Here is a 25,605-nt window from a genome sequence, read left to right as displayed (position 1 = left end):
CCGGCCCTATTACCATAGGGCCGGTGTTTTCAGGAGAGAAACAGCTTCCACCACTTCCGTTTTCGCTTCATATCAGCAGCGGCGGTTTGTCTAAAGGTTTGGACAAAATCACTAAACATTTCTTCGCGTTCAGCTACGCTTTGACGATGAAGCTTACGTTCTTTCTCCATTTCTTTCAAATAATAGACTCGTTCTTCATTCATCGAATCAATTAGATCACGAAGCTCTTCTGTCGTATTAGTTGAAGAATTGTTTAATTTTTCAACCATAAATTTTACTTGATTCATCGCAACGGTAGAATTGCTTGAGAATCGGTCTAATAAATACTGCATTTCTTTAGAGGATTCATCCGCATTCTCCATGACATCTTTCATGAACAGGCGCATATCCTCTGTTTTTTCTTCCGCAATTGTTGAATAATCTTCAATCAAAGAAGTGACCTCATCAAACGATTTTTCGTTAGAACGGATAATTTTTTTAGACATATTTTCTACATCTCTTGCGCTGCGTTCTGAAGACTCAGAGATATATGCCCCGACCGATTCCACCATTTCTACAGTTTGAGTAGCACTTTTTTCAAGCTCTTTTTTTACTTCTCCGACAATTTCTTCCCGAACTTCATTTCGCATTCCTTCTCGCATTTCTTTTAACAAATCAGCTTTAAACGTATCAAGTACTTCAAACACATCTTCATAGCGGCGAACAGCTTCTACTAGTTCCCCTTGAAGCAGCTCTTTTTCATTCACGACAAGGTCGTTTGGCTTTTGTTCTTCAATAGAAGCCGAAATAGCCTGCTTTTCTTCTTCAGTAGCTAATCGCGCTTCAGGTATAGGAGGGGTCTTCTCTTGCTTATTCTCTGAAACGCTTTCCTGCTTTTCAGCAGCTTTTTTCTTTTCTTGCTTCATTTGTTTATTGGAGTGTTCTTGGAAATCAATGACGTTTTCTTTTTTAGCAGTTTTCAACTTTGCTGGTTCTTCTTCTTTTGAAACCGCTGCCTCTGATTCCATCACTAAATGTTCCTGCTCTTCTTGTTCCTTTATCAGCAGCTGAACATATTCTTTCACTTCATCTAACGTACATTGTTCATCAAACAGCTGTTTAATATCATTAAATAATTCAATTTGTTCCTCTGTATAGACACGGGCCCCATCTACTCGTTCAATTGTTAAATAGCTGCCCAATAATTTTTCCCATTGTTTTAACGTTTTCTTTTCTACCTCTAATTGATCACTTACTTTTTTAATTGTATATGTCTCCATCATTTTTCATTTCCTCCCTTATCTATTTTCATCCAACTATGTAATGGATTATTTGTTGTATGTTGTATTCACCATATCTTCACTTGTTTTCCTGCTAGGTGACAAAGGTTGTCAAAACTAGACGACATTAGCCTTCTATGTAAAGAAAACGCATATTTTGTAAAAAAATGTACAGAAATGCGCGAATGGAAAAAATTAAAATAGAGAAGGGCAAGAGAGTATAGAAAACAGTTGACGGGAAAAAATGAATCCTATAAGATAAGTTTAAATGTTTAAGTTCTTGAACATATAAACATAAGGAGTGAACACTATGTCACAGCATTATGCGCTCATCACCGGTGCGTCGGGAGGAATAGGTAAAGAGTTAGCTTATCGATTTGCAAAGGATGGCCATTCTTTAATTTTAGTTGCCAGAAGCGCTGATAAACTAAGAGCTATTCGAGAAAATTTAAAATCTACTTACAATATTGAAGTGATAACGGTTGTAAAGGATTTATCAAGAGAAGAAGAGATACAGTCACTGTATGAAGAACTTAAAAATAAAGAAATGCACGTTGATTATTTAGTGAACAATGCAGGTTTTGGGCTATACGGTAAATTTGTTGAAACAGCTTTAGACGAAGAGTTAAACATGATTGACTTAAATATCCGATCATTAACTCATTTAACAAAATTATTTTTACCCGATATGGTCAAAAGAAATTACGGGAAAATTTTAAACATTGCGTCCGTTGCTGCATTTATGCCGGGTCCGCTTATGACGGTATATTACGCAACAAAAGCGTACGTATTATCTTTCACAGAGGCTCTTGAAAATGAATTAAAAGGTACCAATGTAACGGTAAGCGCTCTATGCCCGGGTCCAACTAAAACTGGTTTTAGCGACCGAGCCCAGCTAAGCAACTCCAAGCTTTTTCAAAGCGGTGCAATGGATGTAGAAGAAGTTGTTAAAGTTGGCTATAAAAAATTTATGAAAGGGCAGACGGTTATCATACCAGGCGTACATTTTCGTCTTGCTACGTTCATCCCACGCTTTGTACCAAGAAAGTGGCTTTCATCCGTTGTCCGCAGAACACAAGAAATTAAATAAAGGAGAATATTTATGAGTGAAAAAGCAGTGGAGTTATTTCGTGCCAGCATTCCTATTTTTCAGGCTCTAAGTGATTCAGCAAGACAAGATATTATTTTGCTGCTCGCGGAAAAAGAGCCTTTAACCGTTAATGAAATTGCAAACGAGTCTACTCTATCACGACCGGCAATTTCTCATCATTTGAAAATTTTACGCGATCAAAAGCTTGTGCAAATTGAGCAAAAAGGAACGCAGAGATATTATTCATTAGCTTTAAACGAGGCAGTTGAGCTATTAAAAAGCTTGCTTGCTACAGTTGAAGCCGAATGTTTATAGGGAGATGAAAGGAATGAACCACGAGCAATTCTATATCACAGATGAAACGGTCATTGAGCATATTGTCTCTACACAAAAGCAGTATTTCTATGCGCAAAAGACAAAGAGTATCAACAGTCGCATTCAAGCGCTGAATAAGCTCAGAGACGTAGTCAAACAAAATGAACAGAGAATTATGGATGCTTTAAAACAAGATTTAAATAAATCTGAAGTAGAGGCCTACACGTCGGAAATTGGGATTTTACTAGAGGAAATTCGGTTTACGCTTAAACATTTAGCAAAATGGATGAAGCCTAAAAAAGTAAAAACCGCTTTAACACATGTGGGCTCTAAAGGGAAAATTGTTCCTGAACCGTATGGAGTCGCGTTAATTATTGCTCCGTGGAACTATCCGTTTCAATTAGCGCTATCTCCTTTAGTAGGAGCGATTGCCGCTGGGAACACGGCTATTATTAAGCCTTCTGAATTAACGCCTAGCGTATCTCGCGTTATACAAGAATTACTAGCTGAGGCTTTTGATCCAGCATTTGTGACGGTGATTGAAGGAGCTGTAGAAACCACAAGCCTGCTTTTAAAACAGCCGCTTGATTATATTTTTTTTACGGGAAGTGTAAATGTAGGGAAAATTATTATGCAAGAAGCAGGGAAGCAGCTTATTCCCGTCACGCTTGAGCTAGGAGGGAAAAGTCCGTGCATTGTACATGAAGATGCAAACCTAGATCTTGCAGCGAAGCGAATTATGTTTGGCAAAGGAATGAATGCAGGCCAAACGTGTGTTGCTCCTGATTATTTGCTCGTGCATAAAAAGGTAAAAGCGCAGCTGGTGAAAAAACTTCGCGAAGCAATTTCTCAATTTTACGGTAGTAATCCGCTTGAAAGCGACCGCTACGGCCGTATTGTCAGTGAGCGCCATTTTACTCGGCTAATTGAGTTTTTAAAAGACGGAAACGCTATAGTTGGAGGCGGGTACAATAAAAGCACGCTCACAATAGAACCTACGGTGTTAAGTGAAGTAAGCTGGACATCAGATGTTATGCAAGAAGAAATTTTTGGGCCTATTCTTCCTATGATTGAATACGAAACGCTAGACGAAGTTATTCATAAAGTTCAAGAAAAAGCTAAGCCGCTCGCTCTTTACTTGTTTACAGAAAGTGAAGATGTACAAAACGTCATAACGGAGCGTCTTTCATTTGGAGGAGGCTGCATAAATGATACACTTATGCATATCGCTACGCCATATTTACCCTTTGGCGGAGTAGGAGAAAGCGGTACGGGTCAATATCATGGAAAAGACAGCTTTCAGACATTTTCTCATTTTAAAAGCATGTTGTCTCAAACAACCAAGTTTGATTTGTCATTCCGCTATCCTTCGGAGAAACAAAACCTGAAAATGATCAAAAAATTATTGAAATAAAAAGCCTCCTGATAGGAGGCTTTTTCGTTATTTTGAAAGTGAAAGCTGAGAAAGCGGCCATTTTTCCTGCGTATACGCCATTTCCCAAAATAAATACTCCAGTTCACAGCTTTTGATGAAGTGATCTTTCATACGATTACGTTCTTCTTCAGTAGCTTGTTCGGCAAGTTCATCAAGCTTGTTACAAAACCATTGTGTTGTGCTATTCATTTCTTCATTATTATAAAACTGAATCCATTCATAAAAAGGATGAGAAGGAGATGGATTTACTTGTTCTGTAATCCGCTGGCCAATTTCAACGTACGTCCATGGACATGGAAGAAGCACGGCAATGATTTCCGCTAAGCTGCCTGTATGCGCAACGCTTGTCATATGGTTAATGTAGTGGCTGGCCGTTGGTGAAAGAGCCTCAGTGTGAAGGTCTTCATAGCGTACGCCTGCTACTTCACAAAAATTATTGTGAGGGTGTACTTCACTATGTAATACCGTAGAAATGCCGGCATTAAAGGCTTCCATTTCGGTACGCGTGCGGCATTTTGTTAAAGCAGCGCCGTAAATGCGTACAAATGCTGTTAAGTATTCGTAATCTTGAGAAACGTAGTGAATAAGCGCTTCTTTTGGCACGTTTCCTTCAGCAATTCCTGTAATAAAAGGATGGTTAAAAATTGCTTCGTAAATATAATTTGCTTCTTGTCTTAAGTGAGACGAAAATGACATCAAAATCCTCCTTTAATATGAGGAAGTCACAAACAAGCACATAAAGGAAATAAAAAACACTCCGTTTGTAAACGGAGTGGCAAAGGACAGTACAAAACTGAACATTGCCACTTTCCTACGCTGGTATGAGCCAGATCAGGTTCAAAGGGATCAAGAAAACTTGTCTCAGCCGGTCGGCACCCCTAGTGGACTTCCTATTAGTCTATGTTTAACTTACCATATATTCTGAAAAATAGAAAGCGTTATGGAAAATTGTTCCCTAACGGTTTTTATCTCTTAAAGAGGTAGCATCTTGAAGCTATTTTTAATCATTTTTGTTTAAAAATGCATATTTTTAGGGAAGAAGAGGTATTAATGAAGGGAAGAGCCGTTTTCGTCTCCGAAACATTCCCATATAAATAGAAGAAAGGAGAGAACAAAATGGCGAAATTTCGTTTGTATGCTGTATTAAATACAGTAGGCTTGGCTATTACACTGCTTGTGAATTATTTAGCAAATGCTATTCCAATAGGAGGCAAAACAACGGGAGAAGCTTCTGCGCAAGTTCCTACGTTGTTTACACCAGCGGGTTATGCCTTTGCTATCTGGGGCGTTATTTATTTATTATTAACCATTTGGGTTATACGCCAATTTTTTGCAAGAGAAGATCAAAAGGAAATATATGCACGTATCGGCATTTGGTTTTCTCTAAACTGTTTGTTAAATAGTGCGTGGATCTTTATTTTCCAAAACGATTACTATAAGTTATCTCTTTTAGTTATGCTCTTTATTCTAGGCACATTAATGATTGTGTATTCCATTATTCAGCATTCTCGAATGACGACATGGTTTATGCGTCTGCCGATTTCTCTGTATCTTGGATGGATTTCTGTTGCGACTATTGTCAATGTGTTTGTTGTATTTCAAGCAAATGGAATACAGCACTTGCTTGGCTTAAACGAGTTAGCATGGACGATTATTATGCTGCTGGTAGGAGCTGCGCTGGGCATTGTGTTTACATTAAAAAACCGAGACGCTGTTTATCCGCTTGTTTTTATTTGGGCTTATATTGCCATTGCAGTGAAGCAAAGTGGAAATCAGCTAATTGTCATTACTGTCATCATTTCAGTTGTTTTATTAGCAATTGCCATTATTGTGGGATTGATTAAACGCTATAGACGTTTTTAAAAAGAAGCTCTAGCTTTTGTAAGCTAGAGCTTTTTATGATGCTCTTTTGATTGTAAAAAAGCAGCTGTAAAAGCAATTAAGATAATTAAAATACCAAAAGGAACAACAATTGGTACGAATGATAAAATAAATGTCATAAGCGTAACCTCCATGTTGCATCGGTGCATAATGAAAAATTCAACTTTTTAAATTGAAGTTCCGCTATTATACTATGCTAGGCATTATGTTTGGAGCCTATATGTTTAGAAATAAACGAAAAAGGCAAAATACGTTACATATAGGTTATATAGGAGGAGTTAAAATGGAAACATATTTAGTTGCTTACACGGATAAAGATGATATGGAATATAAACAAGTGACATGCGAGAGCTATGAAGATGCAGAGCGTACGGTTCTTCGTTTAGAGAGAGAAGGGCATATGCATATTGAAGAAATATCAAATCAAGAAGCCTACCGCGGAGACGAATCATCGTACAGAGAATAATGTCTGAATAGAAACATCAAACCTAAAATGAAGAAGCAGCTGCTTCTTCATTTTTTCTATTCTATATAGATATCGTTTTATAGAAAAAAGTAAAACGGGAATGATTTTCTTCTGCATTTATGGTACAGTACTAATCAGGTGAGTTTTGAGTTTAGAAGAGGAGAGAGTAACATTATATGAGTAAAGGAAATCAGTGGTCTTCACGCCTCGGTTTTATTTTAGCATCTGCTGGGGCAGCAATTGGTCTAGGAGCGATATGGAAATTTCCATACGTAACGGGAACCAGTGGCGGTGGAGCATTTTTTGCGTTGTTTATTTTATTTACAATTTTTATTGGATTGCCGCTTCTGTTGGCAGAATTTATCATTGGAAGACATACGGGAAAAGAAGCGATTAGTGCTTATAAGGCAATTGCCCCAAAGTCCGCTTGGGTATGGATTGGCCGGCTTGGAGTACTAAGCTGTGTCATTTTACTTTCCTTTTACAGCGTCGTTGGCGGCTGGGTGATTTTATATACGATTATGAGCGTAACCGGTATGCTAAGCGGAAAAGAGTACGGCCCGTTGTTCAATGCCGTCATTAGCCAACCTTACGTGGTATTAGGTGCACAGGCGCTGTTTTTATTAATTACAGTGTTTGTTATTTCAAAAGGCGTACAAAAAGGAATAGAGCGTGCTAATAAATACATGATGCCGCTGTTATTTATCTGTTTTATCATTATCGTGGTTCGCTCTTTAACATTGGACGGAGCTATGGAGGGGGTGAAATTCTTTTTAAAACCGGATTTTTCAGCCATTACAGGGTCATCTGTTCTCTATGCGCTCGGTCAGTCGTTTTTCTCGCTTTGCGTGGGATTATCCTGCATGGTGACATATAGCTCTTATTTAGGGAAAAAAGTAAGCTTGCCGCGTTCTGCAGGCACCATTGCTATTTTGAACTTGTTTGTTTCGCTGCTGGCGGGCTTGGCTATTTTTCCAGCTGTTTTTTCATTCGGATTAAAGCCAACCGAAGGACCTGGACTTTTGTTTGTTGTCTTGCCAACAGTATTTGAGAAAATGCCGTTTGGCACCGTCTTTTTAGCACTGTTTTTAATTTTATTTCTATTTGCTACGCTTACGTCTGCTTTTTCACTGCTGGAAATTATCGTAGCTGCTTTAACCAAAGACGATCAGACAAAACGAACTCGCTACGCTTCTCTATCAGGGATTCTTGTGTTTGTAGTAGGTATCCCATCAGCGCTTTCGTTTGGTGTATTAAAACATGTCTCACTTTTTGGCAGAAGTATATTTGACGTAGCTGACTTTTTTGTGAGCAACTTAATGCTGCCTCTTGGGAGTTTAGCCATTGCGATTTTTGTGACATTTAAAATGAAAAAAGAAGCTGTGTACGAAGAGTTTATTTCAGGAAGCACAAAAGGTGCTAAATTATTTAACGCATGGTTCTTTCTAGTTAAATACGTATTGCCGATTATTATTATAGCTGTTCTATTAAGCTTACTTGTTGCATATTAAAAAAAGCACTCCTCTGAGTGCTTTTTTTGTTTATTTTGCAAAAACGTGATTTCCGATTGTAATCGTAACCTGTTTTTGACGAAGCCATTGGTCGCTTGTTTTATCTGGATTAAAGAAGAATAACGAACCTTTTCCTTGACCCCTAAACGCTAGTGCTTCATTTACAGCTTTTTTTGCTTCAGCATCCGCTGCTTTATAATTTCACCGTTTTGTACAGGTGTAAACTGTGTGCCTTGATAAATAACATCATGAATAGAGTTTGGGAAAGAATCGCTATCCACGCGGTTTAAAACGACTGTTGCTACAGCCACTTTGCCAGCGTAAGGTTCGCCTTTTGCTTCAGCTTGTACAAGGCGAGCTAACAATTCTTTATCGCTTTCGCTAATAGAGTTAGGGATTGTTAATGTTTCATTTGCATTAATAGAGTCGGTAGATTTGTGATTCGCTTCTTTTAACTGTTGAACCGTAACGCCGTATTCAGCGCCAATCTTGTAAAGAGTCTCGCCGGCTTTTACGCGATGGGTTGTTTCAGCGGCATTTGCCCCGTGACTCATGCCGAACATAGGAACTGCTAGTGCTCCAATAATTGCTAGTTTCTTAAACATAAAGTAAGTACCTCCTGAAATCCTTTTGAACGCCCCTTTTATCACGGATCGGTGCGTGCTGTGCACCGAACTTTATATGTACGTTTCAAAGATTAACAGGTGTCAATACATCTTGTCACTGCTTAAAACATACCAATCTAGGAAGATATTATAATAGTTAACAGATAATTTGAAAAATACGTTGACTGATAATAAAGGAGTGAATTATAATGAACGAGTAAATAGTTAACCGTTTAACTGGAGAGATTTTATGGGAGAAAAGATAACGATTCGTGATGTAGCAAAGCATGCAGGAGTGTCTGCAGCTTCAGTATCTTACGTCTTAAACGGAATTAACAAAGTATCCGATGAAACAAAAGAGCGAATTTTAACAGCGGTAAAAGAATTAAACTACGAACCCAATTTAACCGCCGTTAGTCTTTCGAAACAAAAGTCAAATATGATTGGCGTGATGTTCCCGCTTACAGATGATTCACTTTCTACTATATTTAAAGATAACCATTATTACAGTGAAATGATTAGTGGAATTGAATATGTAATCCGTAAGCATGGTTATGATCTAGTCATATCCGGAGTGAGTAGCCCAGCTGATTGCCTAAAATGGATTCGGACGAGAAATATTGATGGTCTTCTGTTTTTAGGAGCCTTCCCGCATCGATTGTATGAAAAAATGAAAGCGTTATCGAATCCGATTGTGCTAGTAGATACATACGAAAGGTACGAACGTGATTATCATCATATTTCTGTAGACGATGAGTATGGAGGATATCTAGCTACAACACATTTAGTGAGTTTGGGACACAAAGAAATTGCCTTTGTTGCTCATCACCTCGTCAATAGTCCAGTAGATAAAAAGAGGTATATAGGCTACGAGAAAGCATTAAAAGAAGCGGGCATTACACCATCAAAGACGTTTGTTTTTGAAGTGAACGAAAGTTCGTTTGATAACGGTTACAATTTAGGGAACAAGCTGCTGCAAGATCATAAGGATATTCGGGCAGTTTTTGCATCCTCTGATACGCTGGCGCTTGGAATTATGAAAGCACTGCAAGAAAAGGGGAAAAAAATTCCGCAGGAATATTCAATCGTAGGGTTTGATGACATAACCTTTAGTAGCTATGCATCTCCAAGTCTAACAACCATTCGTCAAGATGTATTTAATAAAGGAGTCGTCGCCGCGACGTCTGTTATTCAAGCAATTGAACACCGTTTCAGCACGCTGCAACATGTAAAATTATCGGTTGAACTTATTATTCGAGATTCGACTGCTAAGCGCGAGTGAACCACAGTAAGTTAACCGGTTAACCCAAGTTTAGCATTTATCAAAAAAGGGGATATAAGTTAGCATTCACAAAAAAAGGGGATATGAAAATGATTAACGTTACAGTATGGAATGAAAATCGTCATGAACAGAAAAATCCGGTTGTAAGAGAAATTTACCCTGAAGGCATCCACGGTGCCATCGCTTCTTTTTTAGAAGAAGGAGGGTTTCGCACGCACACAGCAACATTAGACGAAGTAGAACACGGGTTGACAGAAGAAGTATTAAATCAAACGGATGTTTTAGTATGGTGGGGTCATTTAGCGCATGACGAAGTAAAAGATGACATCGTTGAGAAAGTAAAGCAGCGCGTGCTGGACGGTATGGGGCTTATTGTCTTACATTCAGGTCACTTTTCTAAGATTTTTAAAACGTTGATGGGCACAAGCTGCGACTTAAAATGGCGTGAAGCAGATGAAAAAGAGCGCTTGTGGGTAGTAGAACCGAGCCATCCGATTGTGGAAGGTATTGGTGAATTTATCGAGCTGGAGCGCGAAGAAATGTACGGAGAGCACTTTGATATTCCAGCACCTGATGAACTGATTTTCACAAGCTGGTTTGAAGGCGGAGAAATTTTCAGAAGCGGCTGCACGTACAAACGCGGAAACGGAAAAGTATTTTATTTCAGACCTGGACATGAAACATATCCAACATACCATAACAAAGACATTCAGCGTGTCATTATGAATGCTATTAAATGGGCGAAGCCAGCAGAGAGAAAACGTCCTGTTTACGGCAATGCGCAACCGCTTGAATCAATCGCTGTTAAAAACTAATTAATAATGCTTAAGCAAAGGGGATAGGAAAGATGGCAAAAGTAAAAATTGGCGTTATTGGGTGTGGAAGCATTGCGCAACACCGTCACTTACCAGAATATAAGATGAATGAACTAGTAGAATTAGTAGCCGTTTGCGATATAAACACCGAACGTGCAAACAGCGTAGCACAGCAGTACGGTGTAAAAGCGTACACAAACTATGAAGAACTTTTAGCAAGCGGTACAGTGGAAGCAGTGAGCGTGTGTACGCCCAATTATCTTCATGCGCCTATTTCGGTTGCAGCGTTAAACAGCGGAGTTCATGTTCTGTGTGAAAAGCCGATGGCAACATCAGAAGAAGAAGCGAAAGCAATGATTGAAGCAGCAAAAACAAACGGTAAAAAACTAATGATCGGACATAATCAGCGCTTTGTAGCTTCTCATCAAAAAGCTCGTGAACTTATTGAAAAAGGGGAAATCGGTAAAATTTATAGTTTCCGTACGGCTTTTGGCCACGGTGGCCCTGAGGGGTGGAGCGTGGACGGAAAAGACAGCTGGTTCTTCAAAAAAGACGAAGCGTTTATTGGAGCTATGGGGGATTTAGGCGTTCATAAAACCGATATGCTTCGCTACATATTGAGTGAAGAAATTGTAGAAGTCGGTGCATTTGTGGAAAGCAATGCAAAAGACTTTGCAAATGTAGACGACAATGCTGTGTGCGTATTAAAAACGGAAAGCGGGATTATCGGGACGCTTGCGGCAAGCTGGGCTTACAATGGAAAAGAAGATAACTCCACGATTGTTTACGGAGAGAAAGGGATTCTTCGTTTAGAAGACGATCCGACGTATTCATTAGTTGCACAATATGCAACCGGTGAAGTGGTGAACTATGAATTAGGAAAAATCCAGTCGAACGATGAAGGCGGACAAAGTAATTCTCACGTCATTGAACAATTTGTAGATGCAGTTGCAGAAGATAAAGAGTCTCCTGTTCCTGGTGAAGAAGGATTAAAATCACTTGCTGTTATTTTAGCAGCTTTAAAATCAAGTCAAACGAAACAAATTACGCGCGTGTAAGAGGTGAAAAACGTGAGAATTGGCATAATCGGAGCAGGAGGGATTGCTGTAAGCAGGCATATCCCGGCATTCAAACAACTGGGTGATGAATGTGTGATTTGGGGGCTTAGCGATATTAATAGTGAAAGAGCCACAGAGGTAGCCAATGAGCATAATATCCCTCACGTATTTGTTGATTACAAAGATATGTTTAAAGAAGTGGATGCTGTATGTATTTGTACACCGAATAAATTTCACGCCGAGTTTGCAGTAGAAGCGCTAAAAGCAGGCGTTCACGTCCTATGTGAAAAGCCAATGGCGATGTCTAAAGAGCAAGGTGAAGAAATGCTTGCCGCTGCTAGAGAATCAGGTAAGCAGTTAGCGATTGCGTATCATTACCGATTCATGAAAGAAGCACAGGCTGCGAAAAAAATGATGACAGAAGTAGGGCGACCATTAGTTGCACGTGTCAGAGCAATGCGTCGGCGAAAGGTTCCCGGTTGGGGGGTATTTACGAACAAAGATCTTCAAGGAGGAGGCAGCTTAATTGATTACGGCTGCCATTTGCTTGATTTAACCCTTTGGCTAATGGGAAACCCAAAGCATACTGAAGTACTGGGAAGTACATATAATGACCTGAGTAAAACGCCTAACCAAGTAAATCAATGGGGAACATTTGATCATGAATCATTCAGCGTGGATGATCATGTAACAGCCTATATTAAATTTGAAAATGGAGCGTCGCTTCTTTTAGAAACTTCTTGGGCTGCTAACATCGAAGATGATGAAGAGCACGTAAGCATATCAGGGGTAGAGGGCGGTTTAAGCGTGTTTCCGTTTGAACTATACACGTCTAAAAACGGTATGCTCATGAACAGCACGTCACCTTGGATAGATGGAGAAGATGATTACAGCTTAAGTCAGGCTAAAAATTTCGTTGAAGCGTGTAAAGGAAATGCTGAATTAGTGGTAAAGCCACAAGAAGCGCTTCAAGTCTCAGCTATTATTGACGAAATATATCGCACAGGGGGAAATTAAAATGAAACTTGGAGTATTCACGGTCTTATTTGCGGATCTTTCTTTTGAAGAGATGTTAGATAAAGTAAAAGCAGCAGGCCTTCATGCTGTTGAAATCGGAACGGGCGGCTATCCGGGAAACAGTCATTGTCCGCTAGATGAGCTGCTTGAAGATGAAGAAAAAAGAGAAGCATATATGAAACAGATAAAAGACCGCGGACTTACAATCAGCGCATTTAGCTGCCACGGCAATCCTATTTCACCTGAGGCAAGTTTTGCAAAAGAATCTGACGAAACGCTTCGCAAGACCATCCAACTAGCATCATTAGTAGATGTTCCAGTGGTTAACTGCTTCTCTGGAACAGCAGGAGATCACGAAGAAGCGAAGTACCCAAACTGGCCTGTTACTCCTTGGCCTAACGAGTATGGAGACGTATTGAATTGGCAGTGGGAAAATAAGCTTGTTCCTTATTGGAAAGAAATTGGAGAACTAGCGGAGGAGCATAATGTAAAAATTGGTTTAGAACTTCACGGTGGATTTTTAGTTCATACTCCGTATACGCTCCTAAAGCTTCGCGAAAAAACAAGTCCAGCGATTGGCGCTAACCTTGATCCAAGTCATTTATGGTGGCAAGGAATTGATCCGGTAGGAGCTATTAAAATTTTAGCAAAAGAAAATGCGATTCATCATTTCCATGCAAAGGATACGTACTTGGACCAGGATAATATTAACATGTATGGACTGACGGATATGCAGCCATACGGAGAAGTCCAAACGCGTGCATGGACGTTTAGATCCGTAGGATGCGGACATGATGTAAAAGAGTGGTCTGATATGATGAGTGCACTTCGCACATACGGATACGATTATGTAGTCAGCATTGAGCACGAAGATCCAATCATGTCGATTGAAGAAGGATTTAAACGCGCGGTTACAAACTTACAAAGTGTATTAATTGAAGAAACTCCCTCACAAATGTGGTGGGCGTAAGCAAAAAGAAGCATCTCTAAAAAGAGGTGCTTCTTTTATTTTCGTTAATAAATCATTTGCCTTTTGTTCACCTGAATTTCGATACAAAAGGGTGATTGGTAACCCAAAAGCGCCAAGGGTAATCCTTCGCTTCACCAGAATTATCAATGCCAACGCGAGGCCCGGCGGAAATCGCTGGAGGAGTGAAGCCACGAGCAATATAAAGAGGAGAGCTGGTTAGATCATGACCGTACAAATCCATTGAAACCCCTAGTGCTTTTGTTAGTTTCCCAGGACCGTTTGTCCAATTTATTTCATTTTCCATCCCTCGACGTCTAGTTTTCATCAAATCTTTTCCGCTAAAGGGCTCAATAGCTCGAATGAGGACGCCTTCTGGACAATCGATGTCGCTGCTTACGACATTGAGTAAGCAATGCGTATGCATCGTATGAGTATAAGCATGACCAGGAGGACCGAACATTACCTCCGTCCTTTTTGTGCGCCGGTTGTTAAAGCTATGAGCTGCTCGATCCAATGGCCCTTTGTAAGCCTCTGTTTCTACAATAAAACCAGATGCAGTTCCTTCTGCCGTTTCGTGAACAAGAAGACATCCTAACAGCGACTGAGCTAATTCAAGCGTAGGCTGTTGATAAAACGAAAGAGGAAGTGGTTCAATCGCTAAAAGAGAACGCGTCATTTGCTGTAGTCCATCCTTTCAAAGCAGAGTCATTCACGCTGTGATGCGCATCTTTTATTATGATGTTTTCTTTGTTATTTTGCAAAGGGAGGGACCGATTAATACAGTAATCTTTGTTACCCCACTTTCAAGTATTTATCATGGTTCAATTTACTCTATGAAATTATTTTATTTTAAAGAATGGTTTCGTTTCGTACGTGTAGGGGGAATATTTTACTACAATACTTCGCTTTTGCTGCTGGTATGATATACACAGTTCACCCATATTTTACATGATTTTAGTTTTAAAAAATAGTGATCCGTCTTTTCTTTATTTTCGTTCTACACATGAAAGCAAAATAAAAAGATTGAATTGTAGAAAGTTCTTTATAAATGGAGATAAAGAAAAAATACCCTTCAAAGAGTATTTAAGGGATTTTAGAACATATTAAAAATAAAATTTATACACTGTGAGGAATAGCTATGAACATCCACTTTAATACAGTAACGAACTTATCAATTAAACATATTTTTGGGCCTGCATCTCAAACGATCAACCATCTCACATATCATTCAAAGCAGGTTCACGACGGATCAGTATTTTTTAGTATAAAAGGTGAAAACGAAGACGGACATCAATATATTAAAGAAGCGATAGCTAGAGGAGCCGTAGCAGTCTTTGGGACAAGTATTGAGGAGCTGCGTCTTTTAAGCACTCATTATTCTCACTGTACGTTTTTAGCTGTTGACGACGTTCGCAAAGTAATGGCGTCTTTTTCTAAAATGTATTTTGATTATACGGATGAAAAAATTGAGACAATTGGCGTTACAGGTACAAATGGCAAAACAACCGTAGCAGCTTACGTAAGGTCGCTTTTAACTCTTTTAAAACTGCCAACAGGATCGATTGGAACGACCGGCATTTGGTCATCAAAGAAGAAGTTAGTTTATAAAAAAAGTACGCCTACAACACCTGAATCGGTAGACTTGCATAAGATTTTTTATGATTTGTATACAAGAGGCGATGAAGCGGCAGTGATGGAAGTATCTTCAATTGCGATTGATCAGCAGCGAGTAGAAAATATCTATTTTGATGTAGCGATTCACACAAACTTATCGGAAGAGCATTTAGAGTATCATAAAACGTTTGAGCACTATAAAAAATGCAAGATGAAATTATTTCAACAGGCCAAACATGCCGTTATTAATATAGATGATCAGGACATGGGTAAAGACTTAAGCAGGCTATTTGAAGGCCCTAAAGTCACGTATAGCTTATTAAATAATGCGGAGGCAACTCTGCAAGCAAAAAACATTACTGTCAAAGAAGGGGGCTCTTTCTTTGATTTACTTTATAAAGGACAATCATACAAAGTAGCAGTGCCAGTATATGGCGATTACAACATTGCTAACGTGCTAGCGGCCATTGGTACAGCTCTTCACTTTGAATACCACATTGAGGATATTATTAGCGTGCTTCCTCAATTGGAAAGTCCAGAAGGGCGATTTCAAGTGATAGAAGGTCCGAATAACCAAAAAGTGATTTTAGACTATGCTCATACGCCTGTTGCCCTTACTCGTTTAGTAGAAGAAGTAAAAAAGATGGAGTATAACCAGCTGATTGTTATGATTGCAGGGATCGGCATTCGAGATTTTAATAAAATGCCTAAAATGGCGCGTACCATTGAAGGAAAAGCTGATGAAATTATCGTAACGGTTGATCACCCAGGTCATCATGATCCGAACGCAATTGTAAATCAAGTAATGACAGGTTTTTCAAATCCGAGCGCAAGCAATATTCATCGTGCTCCTACTCGAACAGAAGGCGTATTAAAGTCGCTTTCTTTAGGAAAGCCGAATGATATTATTTTACTTACAAGCGGCTGTATTAACGGCGCTCAGCTTGTAAAAGGAAACGAAATTCCGCATTCAGATGAAGAAATTATTGCCTCTTATTATGCATCGTTAAGCAATATTTCCTGATATTCTTCTTCATTTAGCGAACGTGGAGAAATTGAAACAGCATACGAAAGAAGGTCTCTTACTATTTTTAGAGACCTTCTTTTTACATCAAAACTATAGGCTGCTTTCTCGCTGTGTTTTTGGTTCTTCAATTTTCACATCATGTTCTTTAGCCAGTTTTTTAATAGCTGCATTATAATCGCGTATGCCTTTTCGTGCTTCATCAAGCATAGCGTTTGCCTCAGCAATAAGATTGCGATCCTGCTTTTCTAAAGCGCTGACAATTTTAATGAAAGCATTATACTGGGTATTGGCAGCCTTTATATAGCCTTCATGAACCTTTCGAAGATCGTCGGTTTCTACATCGATGTTTTCCAGTTCGTCAACAAATTTACGATAGGTAGGAATGACTTCACTCGTCATCGTATCGTACATAACAGCGTCACTTGTGTAGTTAGCGCCTGTAACAGAATCGTATGCGTCAATCGCTTCTTTTTCAAGCTGAGCGGCTTTTTTTAAATCTTGATTGTTATAGTCGATTAAATCATCTTGAACAGGATCACTAAAGCAGGCGGATAATAGAAACAAAAGAGGGACAAGACAAAATAAAACTTTCTTCAACGAATTTCACCTCCGTTTAACAATGTATGAAACATCTGCTTGGCAAAGTCGGTTTTAATAACTGGAGAAAAAGAAAGGAGTGTATAAAAGGATTTTTAAAGGTCGACAGTGAATTTATTTATAAGTCGGTTTGTAGTTGACTACCCCTTAGTAGCAGGAAGGAAGAGAAGATGATTAAAATAACAAAAGACCATTTAACGAACAATGAAGTTATTGAACTAGTAAGTTCTCACCTTCAAGGAATGAACTTACATTCGCCCCCTGAAAGTATTCATGCTCTAGGTATTGAAAGTTTAAAACAACGTGATATTACGTTTTGGAGCGTGTGGGAAGGAAGTCAGCTAGCAGGGTGCGGAGCTGTAAAAGAGTTAGATGAGCACCACGGAGAAATCAAATCGATGCGAACAGCTACCGCCCATTTGCGGAAAGGAATTGCTAGAGAGCTGCTGCAGTACATAATAAATGAAGCAAAAAAACGAGGGTACCGGCGCTTAAGCTTAGAAACAGGATCCGCACGCGCTTTTGAACCGGCTAGAAAGCTATACGCCAGTTTTGGATTTTACGAGTGCGAACCGTTTTCTACCTACAAAGAAGATCCATACAGTGTATTTATGACAAAGAAATTGACTGATTAAAAGGCAGGAAAGAAGGAGCAGATGATTTTTTTATTTGTATGCAAACTGTGCGGGCAAGCAGCTGTCATTTATCCTGTTAGCAAGTAAGCTTTTTAGGCAAGGCCTTTTTAAAAGGCTTTGTTTTGGTCATGATTCATATGAAAAGGTATAAACTAGGTTTTCTCACTAGACAAAAAGGTTTTTCCTATGTAGTATAGGTGTCAGATAATACAAAACGAATGTTCAGTATAAATAATAAATGTACGGGGCGGTGGAAATAGCTTGAATAAAAAAAAGCTTCAAAGTGAACAAACCAAAAGAAAAGTGGCAGATGCCGCTAAAGCATTGTTTTCTCAAAAAGGCTATAAAGCTACATCTATTGAGGAAATTGTAGAAGCTACGGGAAGCAGCAAAGGGAATATTTATTATCACTTTAAAAGTAAAGAAGGGCTTTTTCTTTATTTAATAGACGAATGGAATCTTGAGTGGGAACGAAACTGGAAAGAAAGAGAGTCTCTTTACAAAACAACAAGAGATAAGCTTTTTGGAATAGCGGAGCAAATCATTTTAGATGATTTGAATCACCCTCTTACGAAAGCTGCCGATGAGTTTTTTAACAACGAAGAAAAGGGCAGCGACATCGAAGAGCGAATTGATGAGATGGTGAAACGACACGTGGAGTTTAATCGCGAACTTTTGCAACAAGGTATCGATGAAGGCGAGTTTTCTCATAAAAATGCAGAGCAGCTTGCAGTAATTTTAGAAGGGCTGTTTGTTGGAATGAGCCGCATGTCTCGAAAAACGAGTACGGAAAATGCCCTGCAGCTTTACCATTCAGCAATCGATGTATTTTTAAACGGAATTATAGCAAGGTCTTCTTAAATAATCGGGGATGCTTATTGCGGTAATGAGTAATCCCTCATTATTTTGTGTTTTTATAGACCGAACGTTCAGTATTTTTGTAACCAGGAGGTTTATATGTCATTATTGTTAAGAAATCGAGCGGCGATTTTGCTGCTCATGCTAAATATCTTTATTATCTTTACGGGAATCGGTCTCGTTATTCCAATTATGCCAACATATATGACGGAGCTTCATATCAACGGCAGCGTGATGGGACTTTTAGTAGCGGTGTTTTCACTAACTCAATTTCTGTTTTCACCTTTAGCGGGGCGGTTATCAGATTCGTTAGGAAGAAAGAAAATTATTGTAGCGGGAATGATTGTTTTTGCCCTGTCTGAATGGTTCTTTGGTTCAGTGAGTACACCTCTTTTATTATTTGTATCCAGAATGCTAGGCGGGGTCGGGGCTGCGCTTATTATGCCTGCTGTTATGGCCTATACAGCGGACGTGACGTCTGCTAAAGAACGCGCTAAAGGAATGGGCTATGTGACGGCGGCGATTACAACAGGATTTATTATCGGGCCCGGTATCGGAGGCTTTTTAGCTGAATACGGTATGCGCGTACCGTTTTATATGGCCGCAGTAGCAGGAGGCTTGGCTGCAGTGATTACGCTTTTTGTTTTGCCAGAGTCTCGTCCTGTACAAAATCATGCTGTTTCAAATAATGAGAATCCAAAAGAAGATCGGCTGCTGCTGCAGCTTATGAATTCCTATAAAGAACCTTATTTTTTAAGTTTAATTATCGTTTTTGTGACATCGTTTGGATTATCCAATTATGAAACGATCTTTTCACTATTTGTGGATCATAAATTTAGCTTTACGCCAAAAGATATTGCGTTTGTTATTACGTTTGGCTCTATTGCAGGGGCTGTAGTGCAGGTTACGATTTTTGGCTGGATTTTAAATAAGTTTGGTGAAAAAAGAGTGATTTCGTTTTGCTTGATGATGACGGGACTTTTTATTTTACTTACGCTATTTGTGCACACGTACTGGCTTATTATTGTTGTGACATTTATCGTCTTTTTAGCAACAGATATTTTACGTCCGGCAATCAGCACGCAAATGTCGATGATGGCACAAGACGACCAAGGGTATGTAGCCGGACTAAACTCTGCTTATACAAGTCTGGGGAATATTATGGGACCCGTTGTAGCAGGCTTTCTCTTTGATATAAACATTAATTATCCGTACGTATCAGCTGCACTTGTACTGCTGCTTTGTTTTCTTTTATCTTTAAGAGCAGGGAAGGACCGAAAAGCAGCTGTGAGAAATCAAGCGATTCAAGAGAAATAACGAAAAGGAAAAAATGATAGAATTTTTAAGGGATAGAAGACCTCCAGTAGCTTACCGGAGGTCTTTTACTGCTGCTTTTAGTAAAGCTATAAGATTTACAATACCACTCAGCCTATAGCGAAGCTTTATTTTATCGGCAAAACAGTGAAATGGTTGCAAATAAAAAAAGTTAATAGTAAACTTTAAACGTAACAAGAATAGTATGGGAGCTTGCGCGGGGCAGGCTGAGAGTACAGGGGCGCCTGTTGACCATTTGAACCTGTTGGATAATGCCAGCGCAGGGAATGTGAGTACATACCAAAGCACCTTGCATGCGCAAAGTGCTTTTTTGTCTTTTTTTGCAGTGTTAAAACTAAATGAAAAGAGTGAGAGAACATGGATATTAGTAAAATTTCAGCTCAATTAGAAAAAGTAAGAGATACAAGTCCGCTTGTTCATAATATTACGAATGTTGTGGTAACCAATTTTACAGCAAATGGACTGCTTGCTCTAGGAGCGTCACCTGTTATGGCGTATGCGAAGGAAGAAGTGGCTGACATGGCTCGAATCGCCGGAGCGCTTGTCTTAAATATGGGTACACTGACGGCTCAAGAAGTAGAAGCGATGAGAATAGCAGGAAAATCAGCAAATGAAAACGGCGTGCCGGTTATTTTCGATCCTGTAGGAGCGGGAGCGACACCATTTCGTACAGAAGTGGCACGTCAGCTTGTAGAAGAGTTAAATATTGCCGTTATTCGCGGTAACGCTGCTGAGGTTGCGAACGTAGTAGGCGAGTCATGGCTCATTAAAGGCGTTGATTCATTAGAAGGGCAAGGAGACGTCATTGAACTTGCTGAGAAAGCAGCGAACAAATTAGATACAGTGATTGTTATTACGGGTAAACAAGATGTAATCACAGATGGAAACACAACGTATACAGTAGACAACGGCCACCCGTTATTTACGAAAGTGACGGGTACTGGATGTCTGTTAACATCAATTATAGGAGCTTTCGCCGCTGTAGAAAAAGAATATGTCGAGGCAAGCGTTGCTGCTTTAAGTTTTTACGGAGTGGCAGGTGAAATCGCCGCAGCGAAAAAAGGTGAAGAAGGGCCGGGGAGCTTTCAAATTGAGCTGTTAAATCAGCTTCATCTTTTATCTGGGCAGGATATTGAATCATATGCAAGAGTACATCAACGTTAAAAGGAGCCGGAAAATGACAAACGAAGAAATCAAAAAGCTGCTGCAAGTTTATTTTATAATGGGCAGCAATAACTGTACAAAAGATCCGAAAGAAGTGTTGAAAGAAGCAATTGAAGGCGGCGTTACCGTGTTTCAATTCCGTGAAAAAGGCGAAGGTGCCCTAACAGGAGAAGCGAAATATCAGCTGGCGAAGGAACTTCAGCAAATTTGTCAGCAGCACAACGTTCCTTTTGTTGTGAATGATGATCTTGACTTAGCGATCCGTTTACAAGCAGATGGCGTTCATATTGGACAAGAAGATGAAAAAGCTCATATTGTTCGAGAAAAAATAGGAAAAGGAATTGTGGGGGTCTCTGTTCATAATATACAAGAGCTGCAGCAAGCGATAAAAGACGGGGCGGATTATGTAGGAATGGGACCTGTTTTTCCTACTTCTACAAAAAAAGACGTAAAAGCAGTGCAAGGTACAAAATTAATTGAAGAAGTGCGAAAACAGAATATTGACTTTCCAATTGTAGGAATCGGTGGCATCACGCCTGAAAATGCCAAACAAGTAGTAGAAGCAGGTGCAGATGGCGTTTCTATTATTACCGCGATTAGCTTAGCAGCGTCTCCAAAAGAAAAAGCAGCTCAATTGAAAGAAGCGGTAGGAAAATAAAAAAGCGCACAGTGTGCGCTTTTTTATTATAGCTGAACAGTTTGAGGAGTTTCTTCGCCTTCATTCATAAAGCGAATTTCGTTTGGCGTAATTTCCAGAACAACATACTCAGGGTCATTTGGACCGTCAAACCATTCTTTCATGTGATCGTTCCATATACGTCCTTTTAATTGATCGCCAGTACGAAGAACAGCTGTCCCAGATAATTCTAAGTATTGATCGCCATATCCTTCGCCGCTGTAGCCCAATAGTACGTGTACGTTCGGATTGGCTTCGATTTCTTCTGCCTTATGTGTATTGATATTTGTTGGTGTGTAAAGAGCGATACCATCTTCATCGCTGAAAAATGTCATATAGCGAGAGTGGGGTTTGTTGTTTACAACTGTTGCTAATGTTCCTACACGATTTCCTTCTAATACTTCATTTACTTTTTTAGCAATTTTTTGTTCATTCATTTTATCCATCTCCTTTATTACTTTTTATGTTCCTCAATCGAAGATAAATAAAACATACATGTCTAAAAAAAATATAAGTTAACAATAAAATAATTATGTAAACTAATAAATTGAAAAATAAAAAAAGCTAGCTACAGCTAACTAAAAAATAAGCCCGCACTGCCGTAACCCTAAGTGTCTTAAATACCCAGATCTACTAGGTGGGTGCCCTCATAGCCGGGTTTAGCGTCCCAAGAAGGGCGTGCTATCTGCAGCTAAATTTTGAGCTCCCTTTTAACACTCAAAGGTTTAAGACAACATGAGTATACGCACAGCGCAGGTATGTATAACAAATGTAAATAAAATGCCGATATATAAATGTTTTCTAATTAATCAACTTTCATCGTACAAGAAATGATTATAACGGAATAATGAATGGAACGCAAGACTTTTATTTAAAGTTTTTCTTCTCTAATATCTTGGCGGTTATCTAGTAACAAAATAAGAAAAGGGCCGGCAACTGGAATGAAACACAAAAGAGGGTAAGGCCAGGACGCTATTTTTTCTTTTGTCATAACGGAGTAAGAAAGCCACGTTAAAACAAAAAAATCAGCGGTCATCACGCTAACAAGCTGTGACTGCATAAAAGCATCTCCATAAGCTTTTATTGAACCTATAGATAGTCCGTATACGTAACCTGCAATCGTGAGTGCTAAGCATAGTCCAATCCACAAATGAGAAGAAATGATGGCAATGAAACGTGAAGGAATACGCGAATGAGTTCGAACTTTTTGTCCTTTCCAATGATAATAGAACAAAAGAGAAAAAGCTCCAAGCGCAAATGATGAAAGAGAAAAGGGCCATCCAGGCAGTTTGTACGTATCTTTTTTACAGATCATTACCAGGAACAATACTGGGAAAAGTCCTAAAAAAGAGAATACCATAACCACGAGCGGATCTACCTGTTGGAAATTTCCTGTGATAAGGTTTTTAAACAGCAAATCATCAGCGGCGCCTGCTCCCGGAGCTAGCAGCAAGACGTATAGTACAAGCATAGCCCATACAATGATATACATATTCTCAACTCCTTTTAATTGTTTTAGTATACAAAAACCATTTCAGTATATTTCCCGTCTTGTGATGAAGGGAAACGCTTGAAACTCTTGAAACTCTTCTTAAATTAGGTGTAATATTACACTAAAGAAATGTGCGTGTATGGAAAGAAAGGGCTGTAAAAATGAATAAACAAGAAGTGATTAAATCCGTATCGGATAAAATACGATTAATTCGTTTAGAAAAAAACTATTCACAAGACAGAATGGCTGAAGTCATTGGTATTTCAAAAAAAACACTGGTTCAAATTGAAAAAGGGCGCACGGAAGCAGGGTGGACGACCACTGTTGCAGTATGCGGTTTGTTTCGTGACAGTGAAATCCTTCAATCGGTTTTAGGAGATGTCCCCTTAGAAGTAGTAGAAGTCATTGCTCATAACGGCGTATCTTCTCCAAAAGATAAAACGCTCGGTGGAAGAGTATGGTGGAAAGAGATCCAAAAAGAAGGTTCTTTTCGTCTGCAGCAAAATATGATTAGTCAGCACTATCGTATTTTAGATGACCAAGACTATCGATGGTTTAGTTCATTTGATAAAAGCGAAGCTGTAGAAAGGTTTGAAGAATTAACGAAGAAATAAAATAAAAACAAGCACTTGCTTTCAAGTGCTTGTTACTGATTCATTAACGTGCCGGATGAAGGGCGGTTGAACCAATTCCATAGCTCTACATCTCCAAGTGACGCGTAGGTGATAGACGGATCATTTTTTAATTTCAGAAGCTTTTTGGTAGGTCCTGTAATCACAACGCCGTACACACCGACGCCATGTTTCTTTACATAAGAATATCGCTGCTTTAGCAACAAATCGGAATGGTCTAGCTGACGAACTTTTTGGACCGTTTCTTCATTATCGGCTAATAGTTTCATCATATTTAAAACGTTCGACTTGCTAGTAGAGTGTGTTTGATTTCCTTTGTGCTCGTAAGGCAAGTCTAAAAACTCTGGAAAGCCAAATGTTGATGTTAAGTCAATTAATGGCTCATTTTTTGTGCTTGTTTTTTGTTCGTTCCCTGTATTAAGCGCGTACCAAGAGGTAGAAAAATCACGGCTGTCGATGGCGTTCATTTTTTGCTGAACTTCTTTTAGCGAATACGTATCATCAAAAGAAATAGCCACTTCGCTTACCGTTCCTTTTGGCAGGTTTTCTAATGCATTCCATGTTTCATTCGTCCATTCCTTATACTCTTGTGCATGCTGCTTTAGTTTTTTGGGATCAGGATAGACAAAGGAAAGGTTAAGATCGTATTTACCGCCGGAAAATTCTTTTTCTACACCGCTCGTTTTATCAAACAGCTGATGAAATGTAAACGTCCCAATGGCCTGCTCTTCACGTCCAATTTGCTTATAAGCTTCCATTTTCGACTGCATTCGGAAAAAGGACTGTGTATCAGAAGTGGTTTCACGTATATGAACGTTCGGAAAAGCAGATTCGATAGCCGCTTGATTGACGCTGTTTATGTATTCGGTTTTTGATTGATGATAATATACAATGGATAAAAAGCTGCCGACAATCCATAGCAGAACGACAGAGCTAATGACAGTTGTCACATTTGAAAGACGCTGCTTCCATTTGGCCATATAGATGGACTTTTTAACTTTTTTATTATCCAACATCGTATCGTCACTTAGTGAAGTAGCTGATGGAGTTGGCGATAACGGTTCATCTTCGGTTAACAAGTGCTCTAAATGAGCTGAGCATGCTTCACAATTTTCCGTATGTTGTTCAAGTGTTTCTGCTTCTTTGTCTGTCAAAGTGCCGTTTTTATATTTTTCCCATTGATGCTTCATATCTTGACAGCTCATCCGTCCTCTTCCTTTCTTTTTTTCAATTGTTGACGACCACGATACAAGTCCATTTTCACTTTTGACAGAGTAAAGCCAGTCATTTCTGCAATCTCTTCATATGTGAAGCCATGATAATCTCGTAACAGTACAATATTCTGCTTAGCCGGAGGCAAAGCAGATACATCAGAAAGCCAGCCGTCGATTTCACTTTGAATCATCACTTGTTCTTCAGCACTTGGCTGAGGAGTAAAGTGCCATTCTTCTATTTCGACAGTAGGGCGTTTTTTTTCTTTTCGATACCAGTCAATAAAGGCGTGATAAGCAATTTTGAACAGCCAAGGCTTCACTTCCTCGCCTTTATACGTTTCTAAGTGTAAAAGTGCCCGGTAAAAGGTCTCCTGCATTAAATCTTCCGCTGATTCTTTTCTGCGAGTAAGAGAGAGAAGATAGCGCAGCAAATCATGCATGTGCTGTTTATAAATGTGTTCAAAGTTATGCTGTTGTGCCATTTTCTCCCCCTTTCATTTAATCAACGCAATTTGTGGATAAAAGTTTCGGTTTTTTTATCAAAAATCGTATGTAATAGATAAAAGATGCTTAAAATACGATATATAGCTTATCATACTAAAAAGAAAATCATATGAAATTCGACATAATTCCGTGTAATTTGTCATTTTTTTAAAA

Annotated in this window: 26 protein-coding genes, 1 other RNA gene, 1 pseudogene and 2 riboswitches; of the genes and pseudogenes, 18 read left to right on the top strand and 10 right to left on the bottom strand. The window is 39.2% G+C overall.

Annotated features, from left to right (window positions below; translation table 11 throughout):
* Positions 1–29: 29 nt before the first annotated feature.
* Positions 30–1,262 carry a helix-turn-helix domain-containing protein gene (locus N178_RS03565; protein ID WP_045290513.1) on the bottom strand — a complete coding sequence of 411 codons (1,233 nt, stop codon included), beginning with the start codon at positions 1,260–1,262 and terminating at the stop codon, positions 30–32.
* Positions 1,263–1,569: 307 nt separating this feature from the next.
* Here N178_RS03565 and N178_RS03560 point away from each other — a divergent pair, with 307 nt between their 5' ends.
* Genes N178_RS03560 through N178_RS03550 form a run of 3 tightly spaced genes read left to right on the top strand, consistent with a single transcriptional unit; the run spans position 1,570 to position 4,078 of the window.
* Positions 1,570–2,349 (top strand): SDR family NAD(P)-dependent oxidoreductase, encoded by a 780-nt coding sequence (locus N178_RS03560; RefSeq protein WP_045290511.1) that lies wholly within the window; start codon positions 1,570–1,572, stop codon positions 2,347–2,349.
* A gap of 12 nt (positions 2,350–2,361) precedes the next feature.
* Positions 2,362–2,664 (top strand): ArsR/SmtB family transcription factor, encoded by a 303-nt coding sequence (locus N178_RS03555; RefSeq protein ID WP_033578848.1) that lies wholly within the window; start codon positions 2,362–2,364, stop codon positions 2,662–2,664.
* Between the two features lie 13 nt (positions 2,665–2,677).
* Positions 2,678–4,078, top strand: coding sequence for an aldehyde dehydrogenase (locus N178_RS03550; protein WP_045290509.1), 1,401 nt, complete (start codon positions 2,678–2,680; stop codon positions 4,076–4,078).
* A gap of 27 nt (positions 4,079–4,105) precedes the next feature.
* On the opposite strand, the gene tenA is transcribed toward N178_RS03550, so the two are convergent.
* A complete protein-coding gene (gene tenA, locus N178_RS03545; RefSeq protein WP_045290507.1) occupies positions 4,106–4,795 on the bottom strand; it encodes a thiaminase II in 690 nt (229 codons plus the stop codon).
* A gap of 95 nt (positions 4,796–4,890) precedes the next feature.
* Positions 4,891–4,989: riboswitch (TPP riboswitch) on the bottom strand.
* A gap of 226 nt (positions 4,990–5,215) precedes the next feature.
* On the opposite strand from tenA, the gene N178_RS03540 reads away from it, so the two are divergent.
* The 3 genes from N178_RS03540 (at position 5,216) to N178_RS03530 (ending at position 7,957) form a co-directional block, all read left to right on the top strand.
* A complete protein-coding gene (locus tag N178_RS03540; RefSeq protein WP_045290505.1) occupies positions 5,216–5,962 on the top strand; it encodes a TspO/MBR family protein in 747 nt (248 codons plus the stop codon).
* Positions 5,963–6,263: 301 nt separating this feature from the next.
* Positions 6,264–6,446 (top strand): hypothetical protein, encoded by a 183-nt coding sequence (locus N178_RS03535; RefSeq protein ID WP_013056847.1) that lies wholly within the window; start codon positions 6,264–6,266, stop codon positions 6,444–6,446.
* A 176-nt stretch (positions 6,447–6,622) separates the two neighbouring features.
* Positions 6,623–7,957 (top strand): sodium-dependent transporter, encoded by a 1,335-nt coding sequence (locus tag N178_RS03530; RefSeq protein WP_045290503.1) that lies wholly within the window; start codon positions 6,623–6,625, stop codon positions 7,955–7,957.
* 30 nt (positions 7,958–7,987) lie between these two features.
* Here N178_RS03530 and N178_RS03525 read toward each other — a convergent pair.
* A pseudogene (locus tag N178_RS03525) lies at positions 7,988–8,562 on the bottom strand (cell wall hydrolase).
* A gap of 250 nt (positions 8,563–8,812) precedes the next feature.
* Between N178_RS03525 and N178_RS03520 the strand changes: the two are divergent.
* The 5 genes from N178_RS03520 to N178_RS03500 all read left to right on the top strand — a co-directional run bounded on the left by N178_RS03520 (position 8,813) and on the right by N178_RS03500 (position 13,704).
* Complete coding sequence (locus N178_RS03520; protein ID WP_045290500.1) at positions 8,813–9,844, top strand: LacI family DNA-binding transcriptional regulator; 1,032 nt, start codon at positions 8,813–8,815, stop codon at positions 9,842–9,844.
* An 89-nt stretch (positions 9,845–9,933) separates the two neighbouring features.
* Complete coding sequence (locus tag N178_RS03515) at positions 9,934–10,659, top strand: ThuA domain-containing protein (RefSeq protein WP_013056851.1); 726 nt, start codon at positions 9,934–9,936, stop codon at positions 10,657–10,659.
* Positions 10,660–10,691: 32 nt separating this feature from the next.
* The gene (locus N178_RS03510; RefSeq protein ID WP_045290498.1) at positions 10,692–11,717 is read left to right on the top strand and encodes a Gfo/Idh/MocA family protein; all 1,026 of its coding nucleotides are present in this window, start codon (positions 10,692–10,694) and stop codon (positions 11,715–11,717) included.
* 12 nt (positions 11,718–11,729) lie between these two features.
* Positions 11,730–12,734 carry a Gfo/Idh/MocA family protein gene (locus N178_RS03505; RefSeq protein ID WP_045290496.1) on the top strand — a complete coding sequence of 335 codons (1,005 nt, stop codon included), beginning with the start codon at positions 11,730–11,732 and terminating at the stop codon, positions 12,732–12,734.
* A gap of 1 nt (position 12,735) precedes the next feature.
* The gene (locus tag N178_RS03500; protein ID WP_013082974.1) at positions 12,736–13,704 is read left to right on the top strand and encodes a sugar phosphate isomerase/epimerase family protein; all 969 of its coding nucleotides are present in this window, start codon (positions 12,736–12,738) and stop codon (positions 13,702–13,704) included.
* A gap of 67 nt (positions 13,705–13,771) precedes the next feature.
* Here N178_RS03500 and N178_RS03495 read toward each other — a convergent pair whose 3' ends face one another.
* Positions 13,772–14,380, bottom strand: coding sequence for a DNA-3-methyladenine glycosylase (locus tag N178_RS03495; protein ID WP_045290494.1), 609 nt, complete (start codon positions 14,378–14,380; stop codon positions 13,772–13,774).
* A gap of 462 nt (positions 14,381–14,842) precedes the next feature.
* Between N178_RS03495 and N178_RS03490 the strand changes: the two genes are divergently transcribed.
* Complete coding sequence (locus tag N178_RS03490) at positions 14,843–16,342, top strand: UDP-N-acetylmuramoyl-L-alanyl-D-glutamate--2,6-diaminopimelate ligase (RefSeq protein WP_045290492.1); 1,500 nt, start codon at positions 14,843–14,845, stop codon at positions 16,340–16,342.
* Between the two features lie 93 nt (positions 16,343–16,435).
* Here the strand turns inward: N178_RS03490 and N178_RS03485 are convergent, their stop codons facing one another.
* A complete protein-coding gene (locus N178_RS03485) occupies positions 16,436–16,942 on the bottom strand; it encodes a hypothetical protein (RefSeq protein ID WP_045290491.1) in 507 nt (168 codons plus the stop codon).
* A gap of 170 nt (positions 16,943–17,112) precedes the next feature.
* Between N178_RS03485 and N178_RS03480 the strand changes: the two genes are divergently transcribed.
* The 5 genes from N178_RS03480 to thiE all read left to right on the top strand — a co-directional run bounded on the left by N178_RS03480 (position 17,113) and on the right by thiE (position 21,592).
* Positions 17,113–17,577 carry a GNAT family N-acetyltransferase gene (locus tag N178_RS03480; protein ID WP_045290489.1) on the top strand — a complete coding sequence of 155 codons (465 nt, stop codon included), beginning with the start codon at positions 17,113–17,115 and terminating at the stop codon, positions 17,575–17,577.
* Positions 17,578–17,838: 261 nt separating this feature from the next.
* Positions 17,839–18,438 carry a TetR/AcrR family transcriptional regulator gene (locus N178_RS03475; RefSeq protein ID WP_045290487.1) on the top strand — a complete coding sequence of 200 codons (600 nt, stop codon included), beginning with the start codon at positions 17,839–17,841 and terminating at the stop codon, positions 18,436–18,438.
* A gap of 96 nt (positions 18,439–18,534) precedes the next feature.
* Positions 18,535–19,752, top strand: coding sequence for an MFS transporter (locus N178_RS03470; protein WP_045290485.1), 1,218 nt, complete (start codon positions 18,535–18,537; stop codon positions 19,750–19,752).
* Between the two features lie 192 nt (positions 19,753–19,944).
* A riboswitch (TPP riboswitch) is annotated at positions 19,945–20,053 on the top strand.
* Between the two features lie 74 nt (positions 20,054–20,127).
* Positions 20,128–20,934 (top strand): hydroxyethylthiazole kinase, encoded by an 807-nt coding sequence (thiM, locus tag N178_RS03465; protein WP_013056862.1) that lies wholly within the window; start codon positions 20,128–20,130, stop codon positions 20,932–20,934.
* A gap of 13 nt (positions 20,935–20,947) precedes the next feature.
* On the top strand, positions 20,948–21,592 hold the full coding sequence (gene thiE / locus N178_RS03460; protein WP_045290483.1) for a thiamine phosphate synthase: 645 nt from the start codon (positions 20,948–20,950) through the stop codon (positions 21,590–21,592).
* A gap of 26 nt (positions 21,593–21,618) precedes the next feature.
* On the opposite strand, the gene N178_RS03455 is transcribed toward thiE, so the two are convergent.
* The 3 genes from N178_RS03455 to N178_RS03450 form a co-directional block, all read right to left on the bottom strand.
* Entirely contained in the window at positions 21,619–22,047 is a 429-nt protein-coding gene (locus tag N178_RS03455; RefSeq protein WP_013082985.1) for a pyridoxamine 5'-phosphate oxidase family protein, read from the bottom strand.
* 147 nt (positions 22,048–22,194) lie between these two features.
* Positions 22,195–22,372: non-coding RNA, 6S RNA (ssrS, locus tag N178_RS25690), on the bottom strand.
* 109 nt (positions 22,373–22,481) lie between these two features.
* Positions 22,482–23,102: a hypothetical protein gene (locus N178_RS03450; protein ID WP_045290481.1), complete on the bottom strand. Its 621-nt coding sequence runs from the start codon at positions 23,100–23,102 to the stop codon at positions 22,482–22,484.
* 161 nt (positions 23,103–23,263) lie between these two features.
* On the opposite strand from N178_RS03450, the gene N178_RS03445 reads away from it, so the two are divergent.
* A complete protein-coding gene (locus N178_RS03445) occupies positions 23,264–23,716 on the top strand; it encodes a helix-turn-helix transcriptional regulator (protein ID WP_045290628.1) in 453 nt (150 codons plus the stop codon).
* Positions 23,717–23,748: 32 nt separating this feature from the next.
* Here the strand turns inward: N178_RS03445 and N178_RS03440 are convergent, their stop codons facing one another.
* Positions 23,749–24,939, bottom strand: a complete 1,191-nt coding sequence (locus tag N178_RS03440; protein ID WP_045290479.1) for an anti-sigma factor — start codon at positions 24,937–24,939, stop codon at positions 23,749–23,751.
* Entirely contained in the window at positions 24,936–25,430 is a 495-nt protein-coding gene (locus N178_RS03435; protein ID WP_013056868.1) for an RNA polymerase sigma factor, read from the bottom strand. Before N178_RS03435 ends, N178_RS03440 begins: the two co-directional genes overlap by 4 nt.
* Between the last annotated feature and the right edge of the window lie 175 nt (positions 25,431–25,605).

It is taken from the genome of Priestia aryabhattai B8W22, assembly GCF_000956595.1.
Taxonomy (GTDB): Bacteria; Bacillota; Bacilli; order Bacillales; family Bacillaceae_H; genus Priestia; species Priestia aryabhattai.
The sequence above is the reverse complement of the archived record's forward strand: the minus strand, read 5'-3'. Positions and strand labels throughout refer to the sequence as shown.